Here is a 22,847-nt window from a genome sequence, read left to right as displayed (position 1 = left end):
GATCGGTGGGCGCCGGGTCGGGTGATGATCAATGGGTATGGTCCGACCGAGACGACGGTGTATGCCACGATCAGTGCCCCGTTGCAGCCCGGTTCAGGGGTCGTCCCGGTGGGTGTGCCGGTGCCCGGCGCTGGTTTGTTCGTTCTGGACCGGTCGCTACGTCCGGTTGCTCCTGGCGTGGTGGGAGAACTTTATGTGGCCGGTCGCGGTGTAGGTATCGGCTATGTACGGCGTGCGGGCCTGACCGCCTCTAGGTTCGTGGCGTGCCCGTTCGGCGCACCCGGTGCTCGGATGTATCGGACCGGGGACCTGGTCTCGTGGGGTCCGGATGGGCAGTTGCGGTATTCCGGGCGTGCCGATGAGCAGGTCAAGATCCGCGGCTACCGCATCGAACTCGGCGAAATTCAAACGGCGCTGGCCGGTCTCGATGATGTGCAGCAAGCCGTGGTGATCGTCCGCGAGGACCGTCCCGGGGACAAGCGGTTGGTCGGCTACATCACCGGTGCAGCTGATCCCGTGGTGGTCCGCGCACAGCTGTCGCAGCGGCTGCCGGCCTACATGGTGCCCGCGGCCGTGGTGGCTCTTGATGCGTTGCCGTTGACGGTCAACGGCAAGCTGGACAAGCGGGCCCTGCCCGCGCCGGAATACACCGGCACCGATCACTATCGGGCTCCGAGCACGGCTACCGAGGAAATCCTGGCCGGTATCTACGCCCAGGTCCTCGGGTTGGAACGGGTCGGCATCGACGACTCCTTCTTCGACCTCGGCGGCGACTCCCTGTCTGCCATGCGGTTACTCGCCGCGGTGAACAGTCACCTTGACGTCGACATGGGTGTGCGTACCTTGTTCGACGCACCGACCGTCGCCCAACTCGCGCTGCGCCTCGTTTCGGGCTCGAGCGGACGTCGGCCGCTCGTGCCTCAACAGCGCCCGGACATCATCCCGTTGTCGTATGCGCAACAACGCCTGTGGTTCCTCAACCGGTTCGAGGGCGGGGTGGCGACATACAACATGCCGATCGCGTTCCGGATCAACGGAGCGGTGGATCTCGGGGCGCTCGAATCGGCTCTCGACGACGTGATCGATCGCCACGAGTCGCTGCGCACGGTGTTCCCCGACATCGACGGTGTGCCCTCACAAAAGGTTCTGCCCGCACAACCGGGGTTGTGGCGACGCGGAGGACCGGCAGTGGTGAAGGTGGCTGCGGACCAAGAAGCTGCCGTCATGGGCGAGTTGGTCGCCTTGGCGGGGTATCGGTTCGATCTGGCAACCGAGATCCCGATCCGGGCCCAGATCTACTCCGTCGGCCCCGAACAGTACGTCCTGGGAATCGTCCTGCACCACATCGCCTTCGACGGATGGTCGATGGCTCCCATGGTCAAGGATGTCGGTGCCGCGTACGCGGCCCGCTGCGCCGGACAGGTTCCGGCCTGGACGCCGCTGCCGGTGCAGTACGCCGATTACTCGCTGTGGCAGCGCGAGCATCTGGGCGACCTGGAGGATCCGGGCAGCCGGATCGCAGAGCAGTTGTCCTATTGGCGTAAAGAGCTGGCGGGTCTGCCAGAGGTGGTATCGCTGCCCACTGATCGGCCCCGTCCTCCGGCGCCGAGCTACCGCGGCGACGGCGTCGATCTGCGCATCGATCCCGATACCTGGGCGGGTATCAAAGCGGTTGCCGCAGAACACAACGTCACTACCTCGATGGTCTTGCAGGCCGTCATGTCCGTCGTACTGCACCGGGCCGGTGTCGGTGAGGACATCGCATTGGGGACACCGATCGCCGGACGCAACGATCAGGCCCTACAGGAGCTGGTCGGGTTCTTCGTCAACACCTGGGTGTTGCGGGTCGGGCTGAACTCGCAGCAGAGGTTCAGCGATGTTCTCGATCAGGTGCGGCAGAAAGCGCTGGACGGTTACAGCAATCAGGACGTGCCCTTCGAGTTGCTGGTCGAGCAACTCAACCCGACCCGGTCCACATCGCACCACCCACTGTTCCAGGTGGCCCTGGTGTTCCAGAACAACGTGCGTCCCGAGGTGGCCTTGGAAGGCGCCGGCATCGAGCCGATGTCGATGGTCACCCGCACCGCCAAGTTCGACCTCGACGTGGACATCAGGGAGGTTCCCGACGAGCTTTCGGGTGCCCCGATGGCTGCAGGTGTGCTGACCTACGCGACCGACCTGTTCGACCGGTCCACCATCGAGCGTCTGGTGGGCTGGTTCGGCAAGGTGGTTTCAGCCGTGGCGGCTGACTCGTCGGTCGTGGTCGGCGAGGTGGGCTTGCTCGATGGCGCCGAGCGTGATCTGGTGCTGCACCGGTGGTCTGGTGCCAGCGTCGACGCGCAGGTGGGCCTGGCTCCGGAGTTGTTGGCGACGGCCGTCGGGGCGGATCCTGACGCTCTGGCAGTGGTGGACCACCCGCGGGAGTACACGTATCGCCAACTCGACGAGATCTCCAACCGGCTGGCACGGGTATTGATCGAGGCGGGCGTTGGCCCCGAGCGCGCGGTCGGCGTGGCGTTGGGCCGATCTGCCGAGTTGGTGATCGCCTGGTGGGCGGTCCTCAAGGCCGGTGGAGTGTATGTGCCGGTCGATCGAACCCACCCTGCTGAGCGGATCGCCACGGTACTGGACACCGTCGAAGCCGTGTGTGTGCTGGCTCGTGGTGATGATCCTGTGGCCGGAACGGGGACGCGGCCGGTAATCGATATCGACGCGCTGGATCTTTCGAGCAGCTCCGCAGAGCCGGTCACCGACGCTGACCGCTTGGCGCCGTTGAGTGTTGACGATGCCGCGTACGCGATCTTCACCTCAGGATCCACCGGTACGCCGAAGGGGGTGGCGATCAGCCACGCCGGTGTTCTGGGAGTGGCTGCAGCTCATCGTGAGTTGTTCGGTGTGACGCCGGGGGCTCGGGTGCTGATGGTGGCCGCGCCGACGTTCGATGCCTCGGTCTTCGAATGGCTGTGGGCAGTGGCCTCGAGGGCGGCGCTGGTGGTGGCTCCGCCGGATTCCTACGCTGGCGACGCGCTGGCGGCCGTGATCGAGGAACAGCAGGTCGAGGCCGCACTGATCACCCCGACCGTGGTGGCCACTCTGGACCGGAGCCGTCTGTCCGGATTGACGACGCTGGTGACCGGTGGCGAGGCGTGCCCGGCTGAGTTGGTGGCCGCGTGGGCCCCCGGGCGGCGGATGTTCAATGCCTATGGGCCGACCGAGGTGACGATCTGGGCCACCTGGAGTGCGCTGTCGGCCGGACAGCCTGTGCGCATCGGCGCCCCGGTGCCGGGCACGTGCGCGTTGGTGTTGGATGCCCGGCTGAACCCGACGCCGGTCGGAGTGGTTGGCGAGCTCTACCTGGCCGGACCGGTGCTGGCTCGGGGTTATGTGGGACGGCCCGATCTGACTGCGGATCGCTTCGTGGCCAATCCTTTTGGGGCTCCGGGGACGCGGTTGTACCGCACCGGTGACCTGGTGCGCTGGACCGAATCGGGCAGCCTGGACTACCTCGGACGCGCGGACGCGCAGGTCAAGCTGCGTGGCCAGCGCCTGGAACTGGGCGAGATCGAGAACACCCTATTGGCCTGCCCGCAAGTCAATCGGGCTGCCGCCGCGGTATTCCACACCGATGCGGCGGATCACCTGGTCGCGTATGTCGCATTGGAGCGGGCCAGCAACGCTGACCACGATGCGGAAGTCGTCGATCAGTGGCAACACGTCTACGACGAGCTCTACGACGCCGACCTCGACGTGGTTGAATTCGGAAGCGATTTCCGAGGCTGGAACAGCAGCTACACCGGCGACCCCATTCCGCTGGATCAGATGGAGGAGTGGCGCTCTGCGGCGGTGAACCGGATTCTGTCACTGAGGCCACAGCGGGTGCTGGAGCTCGGCGTCGGTTCGGGTCTCGTACTTTCACAGATCGCTCCCAAGTGCGGGGAGTACTGGGGCACAGACTTCTCCGCGCCGACCATACGGACGCTCGAATCGGCAGTGGCCGGACAACCGTGGGGAGACCGGGTCCGGTTGCGGGTGCAGGCCGCAGACGTGGTCGACGGGCTGCCTGCCGGGTACTTCGACACGATCATCATCAACTCGGTCATCCAGTACTTCCCGAATTCGGCGTACCTCACCGAGGTGATGGACAACGCCATGGGCCTGTTGGCCCCCGGCGGAACACTGTTCGTCGGTGACGTGCGAAATCACAGCCTGCAGGGCGCCTTCCAGACCGGTATCGCGTTGGCGCGCATCGGGTCCGATACCGACACCGACGATCTTCGTCAGCGAGTTCAACGCGCAGTCCTCGGTGAGCCGGAGTTGCTGCTGGCCCCCGAGTTCTTCACGATCTGGGCAGCTGAGAACCCCACGGTGGGCGGGATAAGCGTCCAGGTCAAGCGCGGTGAAGCCGACAACGAGCTGACCCGTTACCGCTATGACGTCACCGTCCACAGGTCATCCGACGGAGTCCTTTCTCTCGAGGAGGTGCCCACCTGGGATTGGGCCGAGTGCGCGGGGCTGAGCGGATTGCACGCCGAGTTGACGGCCCAGCGGCCGGCAACCGTACGGGTCACCGCGATCCCGCGTGCGGGTGTGATGGCCGATGTGATCGTCGAACAAGCTCTTGCCGACGGACATTCGGTGACCGATGCGTTGGTAGAGGCGGAGATTGCGGCCAACCCCGCGAACGTCGTCACACCCGAGGTGCTGTACCGGCTCGGTGAGGACGCGGGGTACCGGGTGGCGGTCACCTGGGGGCCCGACCCCGGCACTGTGGACGCAGTGTTCGTTGCCGGCACTGAGGACGGGGAGATTCCGGTACTGACCGATCTGTATCTGCCCCCGGCCGGTTCACACAAGCGCAGCGCTTACGCCAATGATCCCGATACCAACAGCAAGGTGAGCGAGGTGCGCCAATGGTTGGCCGCGCGTTTGCCCGAATACATGGTGCCGAGCCAGATCGTGGTGCTCGACGAGTTCCCGCTGACTTCCTCTGGCAAGACCGACCGCAAGGCCCTTCCAGAGCCGGTGTTCACGGCGACCACGTTCCGGTCACCTCAGACGCCGACGGAGAAGACGGTCGCCGAGGTCTTCGCCGAGGTTCTGGGTCTCGATCAGGTCGGGCTCGACGACGATTTCTTTGCCCTCGGCGGCGACTCGCTCATCGCGATCCGCGTCAGCGCACGCCTTCAGTCTGCGCTCGGCAAGGATGTCCCGGTCCGCTACCTGTTCGATGCGCCGACCGTAGGGCGGCTGGCTGTCTGCCTGGACCGGCAGCAGGGCGACGCAGCCCGCCCGCCTCTGCAGGTGATGCCACGTCCGCAGACCATCCCCCTGTCGTACGCCCAGCAGCGGCTGTGGTTCTTCGACCAATTGAACGGCCCCTCACCGGTTTACAACCTGGCCGTGGGATTGCGTCTGAGCGGAGATCTCGACACCGCTGCGCTCGGCCAGGCGTTGGTCGATGTGGTGGGTCGACACGAAAGCCTGCGCACACTGTTCACCCTCGCCGGTGAGGCACCCCAGCAGTTTGTGGTACCGGCTGAGGACGCCCGCATGTCCTGGGAGGTGGTGGATGCAGTTGGTTGGGCAGCCGACCGCCTGGCCGATGCAGCCGGGGCGGTAGCGCGTCATTCGTTCGATCTGTCGACGGAATTGCCTTTGAGGGCAAGCTTGTTCCGCGTTGCAGAGAACGAGCATGTGCTGGTGGCCGTGGTACACCACATCGCTGCCGATGGCTGGTCGGTGACCCCGCTCGTGGCCGACCTCGGCGCCGCCTACGCCAGGCGCAGCGAGGGCGAAGCACCTGATTGGTCACCTTTGCCCGTGCAGTACGCGGACTACACACTTTGGCAGCGTTCGTATCTGGGTGATCTCACAGACCGCGACAGCCGCATCTCCGGACAACTGGCGTATTGGGAAGAGGCGTTGGCCGGACTGCCGGAGCGGTTGGAGTTGCCGACAGATCGGCCGTACCCGCCGGTCGCCGACTACAGGGGCGCGAGCCTGGTGGTGGATTGGCCGGCCGACCTGCAGCAGCGCATCGCCCGGCTGGCTCGGCTGCAGAACGCGACCAGTTTCATGGTGGTACAAGCCGGGTTGGCGCTGCTGCTGTCGAAGCTAGGCGCGACTTCGGATGTCGCGGTAGGTATTTCGATCGCCGGTCGCAATGACCCCGCGTTGGACGACCTGGTGGGATTCTTCGTCAACACCCTGGTGCTGCGGGTCGACTTCTCCGGAGATCCGACCATTGGTGAGCTGCTTGAGCAGGTAAGACAACGAGGTCTGGCAGCCTTCGAGCACCAGGATGTGCCGTTCGAGCTTGTGGTGGACCGGCTCAACCCGACTCGCAGCCTGACCCATCACCCGTTGGTGCAGATCATGTTGTCCTGGCAGAACCTGGCCTGGCAGCACAGCGCGGACACCGCAGGCGGTCTGACGCTGGGCGACGTCCGGGTGACACCGCTGCCCGCGCAGACCCACACCGCACGTACAGATCTGACCTTTGCGTTGGGAGAACGCTGGACTGAGACCGGCGAGCCGGCCGGGATTGGAGGGACTGTGGAATTTCGCACCGACGTTTATGACGAGGCCACCGTTGTGCGGTTGATCGATCGGTTGCGAAAAGTCTTGGTGGCGATGACGGCCGAGGTGGAGGCCTCATCGTGACTGCCGACCTGAGCCGGCGGTTGTCGTCGATGGATTTCCTCGATGAGGACGAGCACGTTCAGCTGTATGCATGGGGCAATCGCGCGGTACTGAACGAACCGGTGGCGGTGTCGGCGTCGATTCCTGGGTTGTTCGCGGTGCAGGTGGCCCGTGCACCGGAGGCGGTGGCGGTGGTCTTCAAAGGCCGATCGATGACCTATGCGGAACTTGACGAGGCATCGAACCGCCTGGCACAGAGGTTGGTCACTCTCGGGGTGGGCCCGGGTGAGCGGGTGGCGTTGTTGTTCCCTCGCTCCATCGAAGCGATCGTTTCCATTGTCGCGGTGTTGAAGTCGGGGGCTGCCTATCTGCCGATCGACCCGATGCATCCCGATGCGCGCATTCAGTTCATGCTCGCCGACGCCGAACCTGCCGTGGCGATCACGAACACGGGCTTGATGGACCGATTTGCAGAGTGCGATCTGGAGGTCCTTGATTTCGACGATGTACATCAGCACAACGGGGAGAGGCAGGAACTGCCCGCGCCGACGGCTGACGGCGTCGCGTATTTGATCTACACGTCGGGGACGACGGGCCGCCCGAAGGGTGTGGCGATCACTCACTCCAATGTGGTGCGGTTACTGGAGACGCTGGACGCGGAGGTCGGCCTGGCGGGTCAGGTGTGGACGCAGTGTCATTCGTTGGCTTTTGACTACTCGGTCTGGGAGATCTGGGGGGCGTTGCTGTATGGCGGCCGGTTGATCGTGGTGCCGGAGTCCGTGACGCAGGCACCAGAAGATCTATATGCGCTGCTGGTTGCCGAGCAGGTCACCATGTTCAGCCAGACGCCGTCGGCGTTCTACGCGTTGCAGGCTGCGGATGCGTTGCAACCGGAGCCGGGTGGTCAGTTGAAGCTGGAGACGGTGGTCTTCGGTGGGGAAGCTCTTGAGCCACAGCGGCTTCGGGGGTGGTTGGATCGTCATCCGAGTTCGCCGCGGTTGATCAACATGTATGGCATCACCGAGACGACGGTGCACGCGTCGTTCCGGGAGATCGTCTCCGGTGATGCTGAGGGCAGTGTCAGCCCGATCGGTGTGCCGTTGGCTCATCTAGGGTTCTTTGTGCTGGATTCGTCGCTGCAACCGGTGCCGGTCGGTGTGGTGGGTGAGTTGTATGTGGTCGGCGCGGGTTTGGGATGCGGTTATTGGCGCCGCGGTGGACTGAGTGCGACAAGGTTTGTGGCGTGCCCGTTTGGTGGGGCGGGTGCGCGGATGTATAGGACCGGCGATCTGGCGTCGTGGGGTCCCGATGGCCAGTTGCGGTATGGCGGGCGTGCTGATGAGCAGGTCAAGATTCGTGGCTATCGGATCGAGTTGGGGGAGATCCAAACCGCGTTGGCGGAGGTCGACGGGGTAGGCCAGGCGGCGGTGATCGCCCGGGAAGACCGCCCCGGCGATAAACGTCTGGTCGGCTACATCACCGGCAGCGCAGACCCGGTCGAGGTTCGTGCGGCCCTGTCGGAGCGGTTGCCCGGCTACATGGTGCCCACCGCGGTGGTGGTACTGGACACCTTGCCGCTGACGGTCAACGGCAAGCTCGACCGCCGCGCGCTACCGGCACCTGAGTACGTCGATGTCGATCGGTACCGGGCTCCGAGTACACCCACCGAGGAAATCCTGGTGGGGATCTACGCGCAGGTATTGGGTCTGGAGCAGGTCGGGGTTGATGACTCGTTTTTCGACCTGGGTGGGGATTCGCTGTCGGCGGCGCGGTTGATCAATGCCATCAACGCCAGTTTGCATGCTGAGCTGGCGGTGCGGGCGGTGTTCGAGACCCCGACCGTGGCCGGGCTTGCGGCGCGTGTAGGTGAGAGTTCGGGTGGGCGTGAACCGTTGGTGGCCCAGCTACGCCCCGCAGTCATTCCGCTGTCGTATGCCCAGCAGCGGCTGTGGTTCCTCGACCAACTAGAGGGTCCATCACCGATCTACAACATGGCGGTGGCACTACAGATCACCGGACAGCTGAACACTGACGCACTCGGTGCGGCGCTGGCCGATGTGGTGGAGCGCCACGAGTCTCTGCGCACGGTGTTCCGGTCGACCAAGGGCATCCCGGAGCAGGTGGTGATACCGGCAGAGGAAGCCGATTGCGGTTGGCGAGTGGTCGACGCCGGCGGGTGGTCGGTGACCGAATTGCGTGAAGCCATCGGCGAGATGGCAGGCCACGCCTTCGATCTGGGCAGCGAGGCACCTTTGCGGGCCGCGCTTCTAAGGGTGAACGAGGACGAGCACGTCCTGGTCGCCGTGGTGCACCACATCGCTGCCGACGGCTGGTCCGTGGCCCCGCTTATCGCCGACCTGCAAATGGCGTATGCCTGCCGGTCCGCGGGACAAGCGCCGGGCTGGACGCCGTTGCCGGTGCAGTATGTCGACTACTCCCTATGGCAACGCGCGTATCTGGGCGACCTGAGCGACACCGACAGCCGCATCTCGGGGCAGGTGGCGTATTGGGAAAACGCGTTGGCCGGGCTTCCCGAACGCCTGGAACTTCCCACCGACCGCCCCTACCCGCCGGTGGCCGATCACCGCGGCGCCAGCATGCCGGTGTCATTGCCGGCTGAATTGCACAAGCGGATACGTCAAGTTGCGCGGGAACACAATGCCACGACGTACATGGTGGTCCAGGCCGCGCTGACGACGTTGTTGTCGAAGCTCAGTGCGACTTCTGATGTGGCCGTGGGAGTTCCGACCGCAGGTCGTGGCGATGCGGCGCTCGATCAGTTGGTGGGATTCTTCGTCAACACGCTGGTGCTGCGAGTGGACCTGTCCGATGACCCGACTGCTGCCGAGTTGCTGGCCCAGGTGCGCCAACGCAGCCTGGCCACGCTTGAGCATCAAGACGTGCCGTTCGAAGTACTCGTTGATCGGCTCAAGCCGACCCGGTCGCTGGCCCATCACCCGCTGGTCCAGGTGGCGCTGGCCTGGCAGAACTTCACCACCGACACCGCGACCGAAGCCACTCTGGGGGAGGCACAGGTCAGTCCGTTGCCGGTGGACACCCACGTGGCCCGGATGGACCTCACGTTCTCCTTGGCTGAACGGTGGGACGACGCCGGCAACCCCGCAGGGATCGGCGGCACGGTGGAGTTCCGGACCGACGTGTTCGACGCGGCCGGTATCGAGACCATGATCGAGCGGCTGGCGCGCGTCGCAGAGGCGCTGATCGATGATCCGACGCGGCGGCTGTCGTCGGTCGATGTGCTGGATGTCGTCGAACATGCTCGCCTCGACGAGGTCGGTAACCGCGCCGTATTGGCCGAGTCCCCGGTCCCTGTGCTGTCGATTCCGGGGCTGTTCGCCGCTCAGGTCGCCCGCGCACCTGAGGCGGTGGCCGTGAGTTTCGATGGTCGTTCGATGACCTATCGCGAGCTCGACGAAGCGTCGAACCGGCTGGCGCACTGGCTGGTTGACTTTGGCGCCGGTCCGGGTGAATGTGTGGCGGTATTGGTGCCACGGTCGGTTGAGGCGATCGTCGCGATTCTGGGAGCGTTGAAGTCGGGGGCGGCATACGTGCCGGTCGATCCGATGCATCCCGATACGCGAATCCAGTTCATGCTTGGCGATGCGGCTCCGATTGTCGCGGTGACCACCGCCGGATTGCGGGTGCGGCTGGAAGGAATCGACCTGACCGTCGTAGACGTCGCCGACCCAGCGATCGATGCGCAATCCAGTACCGCACTGCGGGGACCGGTTTCAGATGATGTCGCGTATTTGATCTACACCTCGGGGACGACCGGTGTTCCCAAGGGCGTGGCGATCAGCCATCGGAATGTGGCTCGGTTGTTGGGGACCTTGGACGCCGAGTTGGGGCTGGCGGGTCAGGTATGGACGCAGTGCCATTCGTTGGCATTCGACTATTCGGTGTGGGAGATCTGGGGAGCGCTGCTGTTCGGTGGCCGGCTGGTCGTGGTGTCAGAGTCGGTGACACGATCTCCGGAGGACTTGCTCAGCTTGCTTGTTGCCGAACAGGTGACGGTATTGAGTCAGACACCGTCGGCGTTCTATGCCTTGCAGTCGGTAGACACGTTGCAGCCTGAACTGGGCCGTCAGTTGAAGTTGGAGACGGTGATCTTCGGTGGGGAAGCGCTTGAACCACAGCGCCTTCGACCGTGGTTCGAGGGACATTCAGGTTCCACTCGGCTGATCAACATGTATGGCATCACCGAGACGACCGTGCACGCCTCGTTCCGGGAGATCGTGGCCAGTGACGTCGAGGGCAGCGCGAGCCCGATCGGTGTGCCGCTGGACCACCTCGGGTTCTTCGTGCTGGATTCGTCGCTGCAACCGGTGCCGGTGGGTGTGGTGGGTGAGTTGTACGTCGTCGGCGCCGGGCTGGGATTCGGTTACTGGCGCCGCGGCGGACTGAGCGCGACGAGATTCATGGCGTGCCCGTTCGGCGGGACAGGAACCCGGATGTATCGGACCGGCGATCTCGCCTCGTGGGGCCCTGACGGCCAGTTGCGCTATCTGGGGCGTGCTGATGAGCAGGTCAAGATTCGCGGTTACCGCATCGAACTGGGCGAAATCCAATCTGCCCTGGAAGATCTGGACGGGGTGAGACAAGCCGAGGTCATAGCCCGAGAAGACCGCCCCGGCGACAAGCGCCTCGTCGGCTACATCACCGGGAGCGCGGACCCGGTCGCGGTTCGTGCGGCATTGTCGGAGCGGTTGCCCGGCTACATGGTGCCCGCGGCGGTGGTGGTACTCGAGGCGTTGCCCTTGACGGTAAACGGCAAACTCGACAAACGCGCTCTGCCGGCCCCCGACTACGCCAACGGTCAGGAGTACCGCGCTCCGGCAACTCCCGTCGAGGAACTGCTCGCCGGAATCTATGCGCAGGTGCTCGGTCTGGAACGGGTCGGGGCGGATGACTCCTTCTTCGACCTGGGCGGTGACTCGCTGTCGGCGATGCGGTTGATCAATGCGGTCAATGCCGGTCTGGAAACAGATCTCGCAGTTCGGGCAGTGTTCGAGGCGCCCACGGTGGCACAGCTTGCGTCGCGTGCAGGCCAAAGTTCGGGGCGGCGTGAACCGCTGGTGGCCCGACAACGCCCCGAAGCCCTCCCGCTGTCATTTGCCCAGCAGCGACTGTGGTTCCTCGACCAGCTCGAGGGACCGTCACCGATCTACAACATGCCGACCGCGTACCGGATCACCGGCGGACTCGACTTTGATGCGCTCGCTGCGGCACTGACCGATGTGGTCGAGCGCCACGAGGCTCTGCGCACGGTGTTCCCGGCGGTCGACGGTGTGCCTCGACAGGTCGTGGTGCCGACGGGACAGGCCGATCCGGGATGGCAGTTCGTCGATGCGGAGGACTGGTCCGCGGATCAGCTCCACGACGCGATTCGTGCGACCGTCGGATACAACTTCGACCTGTCCGCTGAGATCCCGTTGAGAGCAACCCTTTTCCGCACGGGCGAGGGCGAACATGTGCTGGTTGCGGTGGTCCATCACATTGCCGGGGATGGCTGGTCGATCGGGCCGCTCGTGCGTGACATCGGGATGGCCTACGCGAGCCGGTGTGCGGGACTGGCTCCCGACTGGGCGCCGTTACCGGTGCAATATGCGGATTACACGCTGTGGCAGCGGTCGTATCTGGGTGATCTGACCGATCCGGACAGCCGGATTTCTGGTCAGTTGGCGTATTGGGAGCAGGCATTGGCCGGGCTGCCCGAGCGTCTGGAGCTGCCCACCGACCGGCCGTATCCGCCGGTGGCCAACTACCACGGGGCCAGTCTCGCGATGGAGTGGCCGGTCGAGTTACAGCAGCAGATAGCGCGGGTGGCGGCCGAGCACAATGCCACCAGCTTCATGGTGGTACAGGCTGCCCTAGCTGTGCTGTTGTCAACTCTCAGCGGGAATTCGGATGTTGCAGTGGGATTCCCCATTGCAGGGCGTACCGATCCAGCATTGGATGAGTTGGTCGGCGTCTTTGTCAACACACTGGTGTTACGTGTCGAACTCGACGGTGATCCGTCCGTCGGTGACTTGTTGGCCGAGGTACGGAAACGTAGCCTGGCTGCCTACGAGCACCAGGATGTGCCCTTCGAGATGGTTGTCGACCGGCTCAACCCGTCTCGCAGTTTGACCCACCACCCACTGGTCCAGGTGATGATGGCCTGGCAGAACCTGACCGAGCAGGACGGCGACCGCGCAGCGTCGACGAGCTTGGGCGGCATGCAGGCCACCCCGCTGGAAGCGGACACTCAGACGGCCCGCATGGGTCTGATGATCTCGTTGGCAGAACGCTGGAGCGCCGGTGAGCCCGCCGGCATCACCGGGGCCGTGGAGTTCCGCACCGATGTGTTCGATACCGCCACCATTCAGCGCTTCGCCGAGCGACTGACCCGTGCGGTCCAAGCCCTGACGGCCGATCCATCAGCGAAGTTGTCGTCAGTGAACTTGCTCGAGGCAGGTGACCACGCCCACCTCGACGAATGGGGCAACCGGGCGGTGCTGTCCGAGTCGGTGGCCGCCAGGTCGATTCCGGCAATGTTCGCCGAACAGGTGGCACGGGACCCCGCCGCAGTCGCGGTGGTGTGCGGCGAGAGTTCGTGGACGTATCGCGAGCTCGACCAGGCGTCGAATCGCCTGGCACACCTGCTTGTTGGCCATGGTGCCGGCTCGGGCGAATGTGTGGCGCTGCTGCTCAACCATTCGGCCGAGGCGATCGTCGCGATCCTGGCAGTGCTCAAGTCGGGGGCAGCGTACCTGCCCATCGACCCGATGGTGCCGGACGCGCGGGTCGAATTCATGCTGACCGACGCCGGCCCGGTCGCGGCGGTCACCACATCCGAGTTGCGGACACGGTTGGATGGGTGCGACCTGAGTGTCATCGACATCGCGGACGCGCGGATCGAGACGCAACCAGACACAGCGTTGCGAGGACCGAAGGCAGATGACCTCGCCTACCTGATCTATACCTCGGGAACCACCGGCGTTCCGAAGGGCGTGGCGATCACTCACCAGAATGTGACGCAGTTCCTCGGCGCCGTGGACCCGGCCCTGGTCGGTCCTGGAACCGTTTGGTCGCAATGGCATTCGCTGGTGTTCGACGTCTCCGTGTGGGACATCTTCTGCGCCCTGCTGCACGGCGGCCGGTTGGTGGTGGTGCCGGAGGAGGTGGCCCGTTCGCCGCAGGACTTGCACGACTTGTTGGTGAGCCAGAAGGTCAGCGTGTTGAGTCAGACACCGTCGGCGGCGGGGATGCTCTCACCGGACGGCTTGGAGGCCACCACGTTGGTGGTCGCCGGGGAAGCCTGCCCGACCGAGTTGGTGCAACGTTGGGCACCGGGACGGGTGCTGATCAACGCGTATGGGCCAACCGAGGCCACGGTGTACGCCGCGATCAGTGCGCCCTTGAAAGCCGAAGGGGCGGTGCCGAACATCGTTCCGATCGGTTCGCCGGCACCCGGCGCCGCGTTGTTCGTCCTTGATCGCTGGCTGCGGGAGGTGCCCCCAGGCGTTGTGGGGGAGTTGTATGTGGCCGGCCGTGGCGTCGGGGTGGGTTACGTCGGTCGGGCCGGGTTGACCGCATCGCGTTTCGTCGCTTGCCCGTTCGGCGGCGCGGGGACGCGGATGTACCGGACCGGCGATCTGGTGCGCTGGGGCAGTGACGGGCAGATGCAGTATCTCGGTCGCGCCGATGAGCAGGTAAAGATCCGCGGCTACCGGATCGAACTAGGCGAAATCCAGGTCGCACTGGCTGATCTGGTTGGCGTCGAACAGGCTGTCGTCGTCGCCCGCGAGGATCACCCCGGCGAGAAGCGACTCGTCGGCTACGTGACAGAGACGGCGCCGGGACTGGTCGACCCGGCTCAGGCCCGAGCCGAGCTGGCTGAGCACCTTCCGACTTACATGGTGCCTGCCGCCGTGGTGGTGGTCGACGCAATACCGTTGACCGTCAACGGCAAATTGGACAGGCGCGCGCTGCCGGCACCGGAATACATCGATGCCGACAGCTATCGTGCCCCGACCACCCCGGCCGAGGAGATCCTGGCCGGTATATTCGCTCAAGTATTGGGTTTGGATCGGGTCGGAGTCGACGACTCGTTCTTCGATCTCGGCGGTGACTCCTTGTCAGCCATCCGGCTGATCAATGCCGTCAACACCGCATTCGACACTGATCTGGCAGTCCGCGCGGTATTCGACGCGCCGGCCGTCGCGCAGCTCGAACCGCGAATCGCCATGGGCGTGGGCGGACGGACGCCGTTGGCCCCCGTGCCTCGGCCTGCTGTGGTGCCGTTGTCGTATGCCCAGCAGCGGTTGTGGTTCCTGGACCAATTGCACGGTCCTTCCCCGATTTACAACATGCCGATGATGTACCGGGTCACCGGATTGGACGTCGATGCGCTCCACCTTGCCCTGGCCGATGTGGCGGCCCGGCATGAGAGTCTGCGTACGGTCTTCCCCGAGGTCGACGGTGTCCCCCGGCAGGTGGTCATTCCAGCCGACCAGGCTGATTTCGGGTGGCAGGAGGTTGACGCCGCGGATTGGCCCGCGAAGGAGCTCGCAACCGCCATCGATGCGGCGATACGGCACCCCTTCGATCTGAACAACGAGATCCCGATCTGGGCAAGGCTTTTCCGCGTCTCTCACGATGAGCATGTGCTGGTTGCGGTGGTGCACCACATTGCCGGGGACGCTTGGTCGTTCGCACCGCTGGCCCGTGATGTCGCCGTCGCCTACGCCTCGCGCTGCAGCGGCCAGGCGCCGGAGTGGTCTCCTCTGCCGGTGCAGTACGTGGATTACACACTGTGGCAGCGGGAGCAGCTCGGTGACCTGTCCGACCCCGAGAGCCGCATCAGGGGGCAACTGGCCTACTGGCAGGACGCGCTGGCCGGCCTGCCTGACCGCCTCGAGTTGCCTACGGACCGCCCGTACCCGGCGGTCGCCGATCACAGCGGAGCTGTCGTCGAAGTGGAGTGGCCGGCGGAACTGCAGCAGCGGGTGGCTGCGGTTGCGAGGGAGCACAACGCGACCAGCTTCATGGTGGTGCAGGCTGCGTTGGCGGTGCTGTTGTCGAGTTTGAGTGCCAGTTCCGATGTGGCGGTCGGTTTCCCGATTGCGGGGCGTAATGATCCCGCCTTGAATGATCTGGTCGGGTTCTTCGTGAACACCTTGGTGCTGCGGGTCGACCTGGCCGACGACCCCACCGTAGGCGAACTGCTGGGGCAGGTGCGTCAGCGCAGCCTGGCAGCGTATGAACATCAGGACGTGCCGTTCGAGGTGTTGGTAGACCGGCTCAACCCGAGCCGCAGCCTAAGCCATCACCCACTGATCCAGGTGATGTTGGCCTGGCAGAACCCGGCGAATGCGTCCGGTTCCGAGCCGGCGGCGGGTGATGTGCAGGCTGCGGCACAGATGGCCGAAACCCATACCGCACGTATGGATCTGGTTTTTGCTCTCGGAGAAAGGTACGACGCGGAGGACGCCTGGGCCGGGATCGGTGGTTCGGTCGAGTTCCGCACTGATGTGTTCGACGCCGGCACGATCGAGGTGATCGTGGGGCGGTTGGAGCGGATTCTGGCGGCGATGACGGCCGATCCGGCCCAGCGCTTGTCGTCCATCGATGTGTTGGACACCGACGAGCATGCCCGTCTCGATGAGCTCGGAAACCTGGCCGCGCTGACCGCACCGGCGAGGATCGCGGGCTCGATTCCGGAGGTGTTCGCCCATCAGGTGGCTCGGGTGCCGGATGCCGCAGCCGTCACCTTCGAGGGCAGGTCCATGTCGTATCGAGAACTCGACGAAGCCTCGAATCGGCTGGCGCACCTCCTTACCGGTCATGGTGCCGGCCCCGGTGAGTGTGTGGCGTTGGTGCTGAATCGTTCGGTCGACGCGATTGTGGCGATCCTGGCGGTGTTGAAGACAGGTGCGGCGTACTTGCCGTTGGATCCGGCGTACCCAGACGCACGGATCGCCGTGGTGGTCGGTGATGCCCGGCCGGTGGCCGCGGTCACTGCAGGTGCGTTGGCGGCGCGGCTGGACCAGCTGGGTGTGGCCGTTGTCGATGTGGCGGACCGGCGGATCGTCATGCAACCGAGCAGCGCGCTGTCAATGCCGGCTGCCGATGATGTGGCGTACGTGATCTACACGTCGGGCACGACGGGTGTGCCGAAGGGAGTGGCCGTCCCGCACAGCAACGTCACCGGGTTGCTGACGTCGTTGGATGTGGGGTTGCCGACCGCGGGGGTGTGGTCACAGTGGCACTCGTATGCCTTTGACGTGTCGGTGTGGGAGATCTTCGGTGCGCTGCTGAGCGGTGGCCGATTGGTGGTGGTGCCTGATGCGCTGGTGGGTTCACCGGATGAGTTGCACGACTTGCTGGTTGCAGAGCAAGTGACGGTGCTGAACCAGACGCCGTCGGCTGCCGCGGCGCTGTCGTCGGAGAGTTTGGAGTCTGCGGCGTTGGTGGTGGCCGGTGAGGCGTGCCCGGCCGAGTTGGTGGATCGGTGGGCACTGGGCCGGTTGATGATCAACGGTTACGGCCCGACGGAGACGTGGTACACGTCGTTCAGTGCCCCGTTGGCGGCAGGGTCGGGTGTGGTGCCGATCGGAAGGCCGGTGCCGGGTGCGGCGTTCTTCGTGTTGGACCGGTGGTTGCGTCCGGTGCCCGCCGGTGTCGTCGGGGAGTTGTATGTGGCCGGGTCCGGCCTGGCCGCCGGGTACCAGCGTCGGGGTGGGTTGACGGGGTCGCGATTCGTCGCGTGTCCGTTCGCCGCGGGGCAGCGGATGTATCGCACCGGAGATCTGGTGCGTTGGGGTGCCGACGGTCAGTTGCAGTATCTGGGCCGGGCTGATGAGCAGGTCAAGATTCGCGGGTATCGCATCGAGTTGGGTGACGTGCGCGCGGTGCTGGCCGGTCTGGAGGGGGTGGAGCAGGCGGCCGTCATCGCTCGAGAAGATCGCCCCGGCGACAAGCGGCTGTTCGGGTACATCGCCGGTAAGGCAGACCCGGCCGAAATCCGGGCTGCCATGGCGACACGGTTACCGGCCTATATGGTGCCTGCGGCGGTGATGGCGGTCGACAGTTTGCCGTTGACGGTCAACGGAAAGTTGGATCGTCGCGCCCTCCCGGTGCCGGAGTATGTCGATGCTCGGCAGTACCGTGCCCCGGAAACGCTCACCGAGGAGATCCTGGCCGGCATCTACGCCGAAGTCCTCGGCCTGGAGCGAGTCGGGGTCGACGATTCGTTTTTCAACCTCGGAGGGGACTCGCTGTCGGCGATGCGGGTGATCGCGGCCGCCAACACCAGCCTCGACGCCGAGTTGGCGGTGCGGGTCATGTTCGATGCGCCGACGGTGCGTGGTTTGGCCCAGCAAGTGGGTCGCGCCGAGAGTTCGCGGGAAGTGGTCCCGGTCGAGGTGCTCAAGCCGGGCAATGGCGTGCCGTTGTGTTGCGTGCATGACGGATTCGGGTTGAGTTGGTCGTACCGGGCGTTGGGCCAGTACGTGGAGGGCCCGATCGTCGGAATCAACCGGGCGCCGGCCGATGGCGAATCCGAGGCACAGTCGATCCACGCCATGGCGGAGAGCTACGCCGATCGGCTTCAGAAGCTGTATCCGGTTGGGCCATACCGGATTCTGGGCTGGTCGTTTGGTGGAGTGGTGGCTCATGCGTTGGCCGTCGAGCTTCAGCGGCGGGGGTGTGAGGTTCAGCGTCTGGTGCTGCTCGATGGCTTGTTGAACCCGAACAGGTTCTGGAAACGCATCACCAGGAGGATCGCGAAGAATCAGGCAGTGGCTGAAGGATGGGTGCTGGATTACATCCTGCGGACCAACAAGGTCCGGGTGCCTGTGCATTTCGGGCTGCTGTCCTATTCGCGGGTGGCCGACATCATTGCCCGGCACGGGGCCAGTCCTCCGTCCCGGCAGTTGGTGAAGTTCATGGCCCGCAGCGTGAGTGCGGGGCAGTTGTTCCTTCTCGATCATCAGCCCGAACTTTTTGACGGTGACGTCGTGATGTTCTCGGCTGCCCGACCTCGATGCGAGGAGGCCGACGGGAACGGAATCATGCCGAGGTTGGCGCGTCTGCGTAACCGCAGGGCAGCCGGAGCGCTGCTGCACAGTTGGCGCCCTTATGTTTCCGGGAGGATCACGGTGCGACCGGTTGGCTGCACCCACTTCGAAATGTTCACCCCCGAAGCACTGGGTGAATATGTCGAACAGCTGAGGTCTGTCCTGGAAAGTGATTCGGACTAGATACGTGACGATGCTCTTGCGCACCAGCGTTGAGCGGCTGACGTGGGGACGGTGATCACCAAATGGGTACCACTTACAAGCACGAGGCGCGCGAATCCGACACGGATACGGTTCCGAAAATGAGCAACGTCCTCGACGTGCTCGATCAGCGTACGTTCGATCTCGGGTTGGCGATCGGGGTCAACAGTCTCCTGCAGAGCGCCTGGATATATGACCGCCCGGTCGATATCGAAGGTCTTCGCCAGTTCCACGACCATCTTCGGCGGGGACGGCTGTCCCGCGTCATCGAGCGTTCACCACTGCCCTTCGGCCGACACCGCTGGGTGGCGTCGGACAATTCGTCCGAGCTCGAGATCGTCGAGACACCCAGACCGCGTGAAGAATTCGATGACTGGCTCAGCGAGCAGATCGACACTCCTCTCGATTGCGAGGGTGGACCCGGCTGGCACCTCGCAGTGCTCCCGTTCACCGATGGCGGCTCAGGCGTGAGCTTGGTCGTCTCACATTGCCTCATCGACGGAGTCGGTCTCTGTGAGGCGCTGGCTGATGCCGCACTCGGCCGTGACGATCCGATCAGCTGGCCTGCTGCCGAATCGCGCGGTCGTTGGCGAGCTGTGAGTCAGGACGCCTGGCAAACCGTGCGCGACATTCCCGCCATGGCGCGGGGTGTTGTCGCCGCGATTCGGCTGGCCCGGCGCAGTCAGGAAGGGGCAGCAGCTGCAACCCCGGCCACTTCGCCGACCACCGACTCACCTGCGCCGGCCGCTCTCTCCGGCGAATCGGTACCGGTGCCGATGGCAACGGTCCTCGTCGATGCCGACGAATGGGATTCTCGCGCAGAGGCGCTCGGCGGGACCAGTAACACCCTTCTTGTGGGATTGGCGGCTCGGCTGGCCCATCGCGCAGGACGCGTCGGCGCAGACGGGTCGGTGGTCGTCATGATGCCGGTCAACCAGCGCGCCGACGGAGATACCCGTGCCAACGCGCGAAGTAGCGTCGCCGTCACGGTTGATCCCGCACTGGCGACCACGGATCTGCGGAAGATCCGGGCTGCGGTCAAAGAAGCGCTGACCCGTCACGGGCAGGTGCCTGATGAGGAACACGCAGTGAATGCCATCATCCCCCTGCTGCCGAAGCGGTTCCTCGGAGCCACATCTCGTGTCGGTTCACCCAACCAGGTCGGTTCGTCCAACCTCGGCGTGGTCAACCCGGCCGCCAGCCGGGTGGATGGTACGGACGCCGACCACTTCGCCGTAAAAGTTCTCCCGTACCTGGGGCTGACAGAGGCGATGCTCCATCGGTTCGGCGGGACCCAGTCATTTTTGTCCGGGAGGGCGAACGGACAGGTGTTCGTATCGGCGCATTCCTACCTCCCTGGCGGTACCAACTCGAATGAGTGCTTGCAGCAGAGCCTTTCGAGTGCGTTGAGCGACTTCTCCCTTATCGGAACACTTTTCTGAACACTGGATCAACTTTCAGGAGGATGGCATGAGCACCGATCTTCGGGTGGCGATTCAATCTGTACTCGGTCTGGCCGTGTTGGGCGCGCTGCTGTTCATACCGGCGGGGACCCTCGACTACTGGCAGGCGTGGGTTTTCCTGTCGGTGTATGCGGTACTGGCAATCGCCTCCACCGTCTTCCTGTTGAGGAAAGACAAGGCGATCGTCGAGCGGCGCATGCGGGTCGGACAGAAGGCCGAATCACGACCGGTGCAAAAGGTCGTGGTGCTCGTCATCGTGAACCTGTCCGTCGCGCTGCCGGTGTTCTGCGCCCTGGACCACCGCTTCGGCTGGTCTCCGGTGCCCACCGGGGTATCGCTGATCGGTAACGCGATGTTCGCCGTCGGCCTCGGCATCACGATGTTCACCATGCTCCAGAACAGCTATGCGTCAGCCAACATCACCGTGGAGTCGGAGCAGAAACTGGTCTCCACCGGGCTCTACGGGCTTGTGCGACACCCCATGTACATGGGGGCGCTGATCATGGTGGCGGGGATGCCACTGGCCCTCGGATCATGGTGGGGCCTGGCCTTTCTCATTCCCGTACTGGCCCTTTACGCCTTCCGCATCCACGACGAGGAGGAGCTGCTGGGACAGCAACTCGCGGGATACGGCGAGTACATGCAAAAGGTGCACTATCGGTTGGTGCCGCTCGTTTGGTGACGATCCCAGCTGATCGTCACCGCGGCTGACTCTTCCTAGACCGCCAACTGTTGAGAACTACCGCACCGAACTGGGTCCAGCCGGTGCGGTAGTTCTCTGTTTCTGGCCGGTCTGGACGCGGACCCGTTCACAGAATCCGCTTTCCGGCCAGCGACAGGATCCGGTGACCGCCGTTGCAATCGCACCGGCGGTCGTTGTCGTTCGGATGCGTTTTTCGCAAGATCTTGAAAATTCGCTACTCATTGCAATCGCAAACTAATAGGCCTTGACCGGAGACTGATTCCCCTCTAGTTCGGTGGGTATGACCAGGAGTCATTCCTCGTCACCTCACACGCGGGCGTGCCGTGCGGAGCGGTTTCGCAAGATCATTTGCTGAAATTGCAAATACTTGCGTTGTCGGTCCTTGCCATCTCATGCCAACGGAGTGCGGTCCTGTGATTCTCGGCATCGGCGCGGTTTACTTCGCTGGAGTGAACTACATCAGCGTCATGCGTCAGTGGGCGTCCACCGCCGGATCGATACTGCTTCTAAGCGCAGACTTGCTGATCAGAGCACTGTGACGGTTCTCGTGACGGCGGCAAGGGTGTGGGTTCCGCCTGGCGGGAGTCGCCGGGGTCGGCCAGGGGAGTCCGCCGGTCGTCATGCTGTCCGAGTTTGCCAATGACATTTGCTGAAACTGGTGATTACGGCCGCCGTGGTGTGACGTCGCCGGACCGCGGTCGGTTCTAATTCCTGGATTCACAATTTATGCGTCCACTCGACGCCAAGTGGATATGCTGACTTTCTGCAATTACTCAATCCATAGCTGGAGTAGGCCACAGGGAACAGATCGCATGGGGCAGGTCGCGGGGCGGGATGGGCCCTGCTCCGGATTCCTGAACGTTTTTCACTGGGTCGACTCGACGATGGGGGGCCGGGTGAACGTTGACGGACAACGCAGCCTGTCGGTGACCGCCGCCGGGATCCCGCAGGGCGGGCAACCGGCCAACCTGTCGAGATCCTGTCAGCCGGGCGGACACAGGGTCAGCAGTACGCCACGCGGTGGGAGATTCCAATGAAGATCGATGAACAGTCACTGCCGGTCGAACGCGTGCAGCTCGACAAGTACCACTCGGCCAAGAGCCGCCACCGCATCGGTTTGTCGGTCGGCGTGCCGACGGCGCTGGGGGAGGCGTCGTCGTGACTGCACACCTGACTCGACGCTTGTCGTCGATCGACTTCCTGGATGAGGATGAGCACGCTGAGCTGTTCGACTGGGGCAATCGGCCTGTTCTGACCCGCCCGGCGCGCGCGTCGGCTCCTGTTACGGATTTGTTCGCCGGCCAAGTGGTCCGTTCGCCGGAGGCGGTGGCCGTGGTATTCGAAGGTCGGCAGATGTCGTATGCCGAACTCGATGAAATGTCGAATCGTTTGGCGCACCACCTGGTTGGCCTTGGTGCTGGGCCGGGGCAGTGTGTCGCGGTGTTGTTGCCGCGATCGGCTGACTCCATCGTGGCTGTCCTGGGTGTGTTGAAGTCGGGGGCGGCCTATCTGCCGATCGACCCGTTGCATCCCGATGCGCGGGTTCAGTTCATGCTTGCTGATGCTGAACCGGCTGTGGCAGTGACGACTACGGAATTGGCGGATCGATTGGCCGGTTGCGACATCCACGTCGTTGGTCTCGGGGAGGTGAGTCAGCACAGCGGGCAGACTGCCGCTCTGCCTGTGCCGTCGGCTGATGATGTGGCGTATTTGATTTATACCTCGGGGACGACGGGTCGTCCGAAGGGTGTGGCG

At 64.5% G+C, this 22,847-nt stretch carries 4 protein-coding genes and 1 pseudogene; all 5 read left to right on the top strand.

Annotated elements, in window-relative coordinates:
• A pseudogene (locus A5779_RS34660) lies at positions 1-18,908 on the top strand (non-ribosomal peptide synthase/polyketide synthase); the annotation flags it as partial.
• A gap of 119 nt (positions 18,909-19,027) precedes the next feature.
• The gene (locus A5779_RS25695; RefSeq protein ID WP_064886554.1) at positions 19,028-20,368 is read left to right on the top strand and encodes a wax ester/triacylglycerol synthase domain-containing protein; all 1,341 of its coding nucleotides are present in this window, start codon (positions 19,028-19,030) and stop codon (positions 20,366-20,368) included.
• A 28-nt stretch (positions 20,369-20,396) separates the two neighbouring features.
• Positions 20,397-21,071, top strand: a complete 675-nt coding sequence (locus A5779_RS25690) for a methyltransferase family protein (RefSeq protein ID WP_064886551.1) — start codon at positions 20,397-20,399, stop codon at positions 21,069-21,071.
• A 1,054-nt stretch (positions 21,072-22,125) separates the two neighbouring features.
• On the top strand, positions 22,126-22,254 hold the full coding sequence (locus tag A5779_RS34815; protein ID WP_269085853.1) for a hypothetical protein: 129 nt from the start codon (positions 22,126-22,128) through the stop codon (positions 22,252-22,254).
• Positions 22,251-22,847, top strand: a 597-nt coding sequence (locus A5779_RS25685; RefSeq protein WP_165609834.1) for an AMP-binding protein, incomplete at its 3' end; no start/stop codon positions are given. The genes A5779_RS34815 and A5779_RS25685, both read left to right, overlap by 4 nt.

Origin of the sequence: Mycolicibacterium peregrinum, assembly GCF_001665625.1 — a bacterium.
Taxonomy (GTDB): domain Bacteria; phylum Actinomycetota; class Actinomycetes; order Mycobacteriales; family Mycobacteriaceae; genus Mycobacterium; species Mycobacterium peregrinum_B.
Note: the sequence above shows the minus strand (reverse complement) of the source record. Positions and strands in the feature narration are given on the sequence as shown.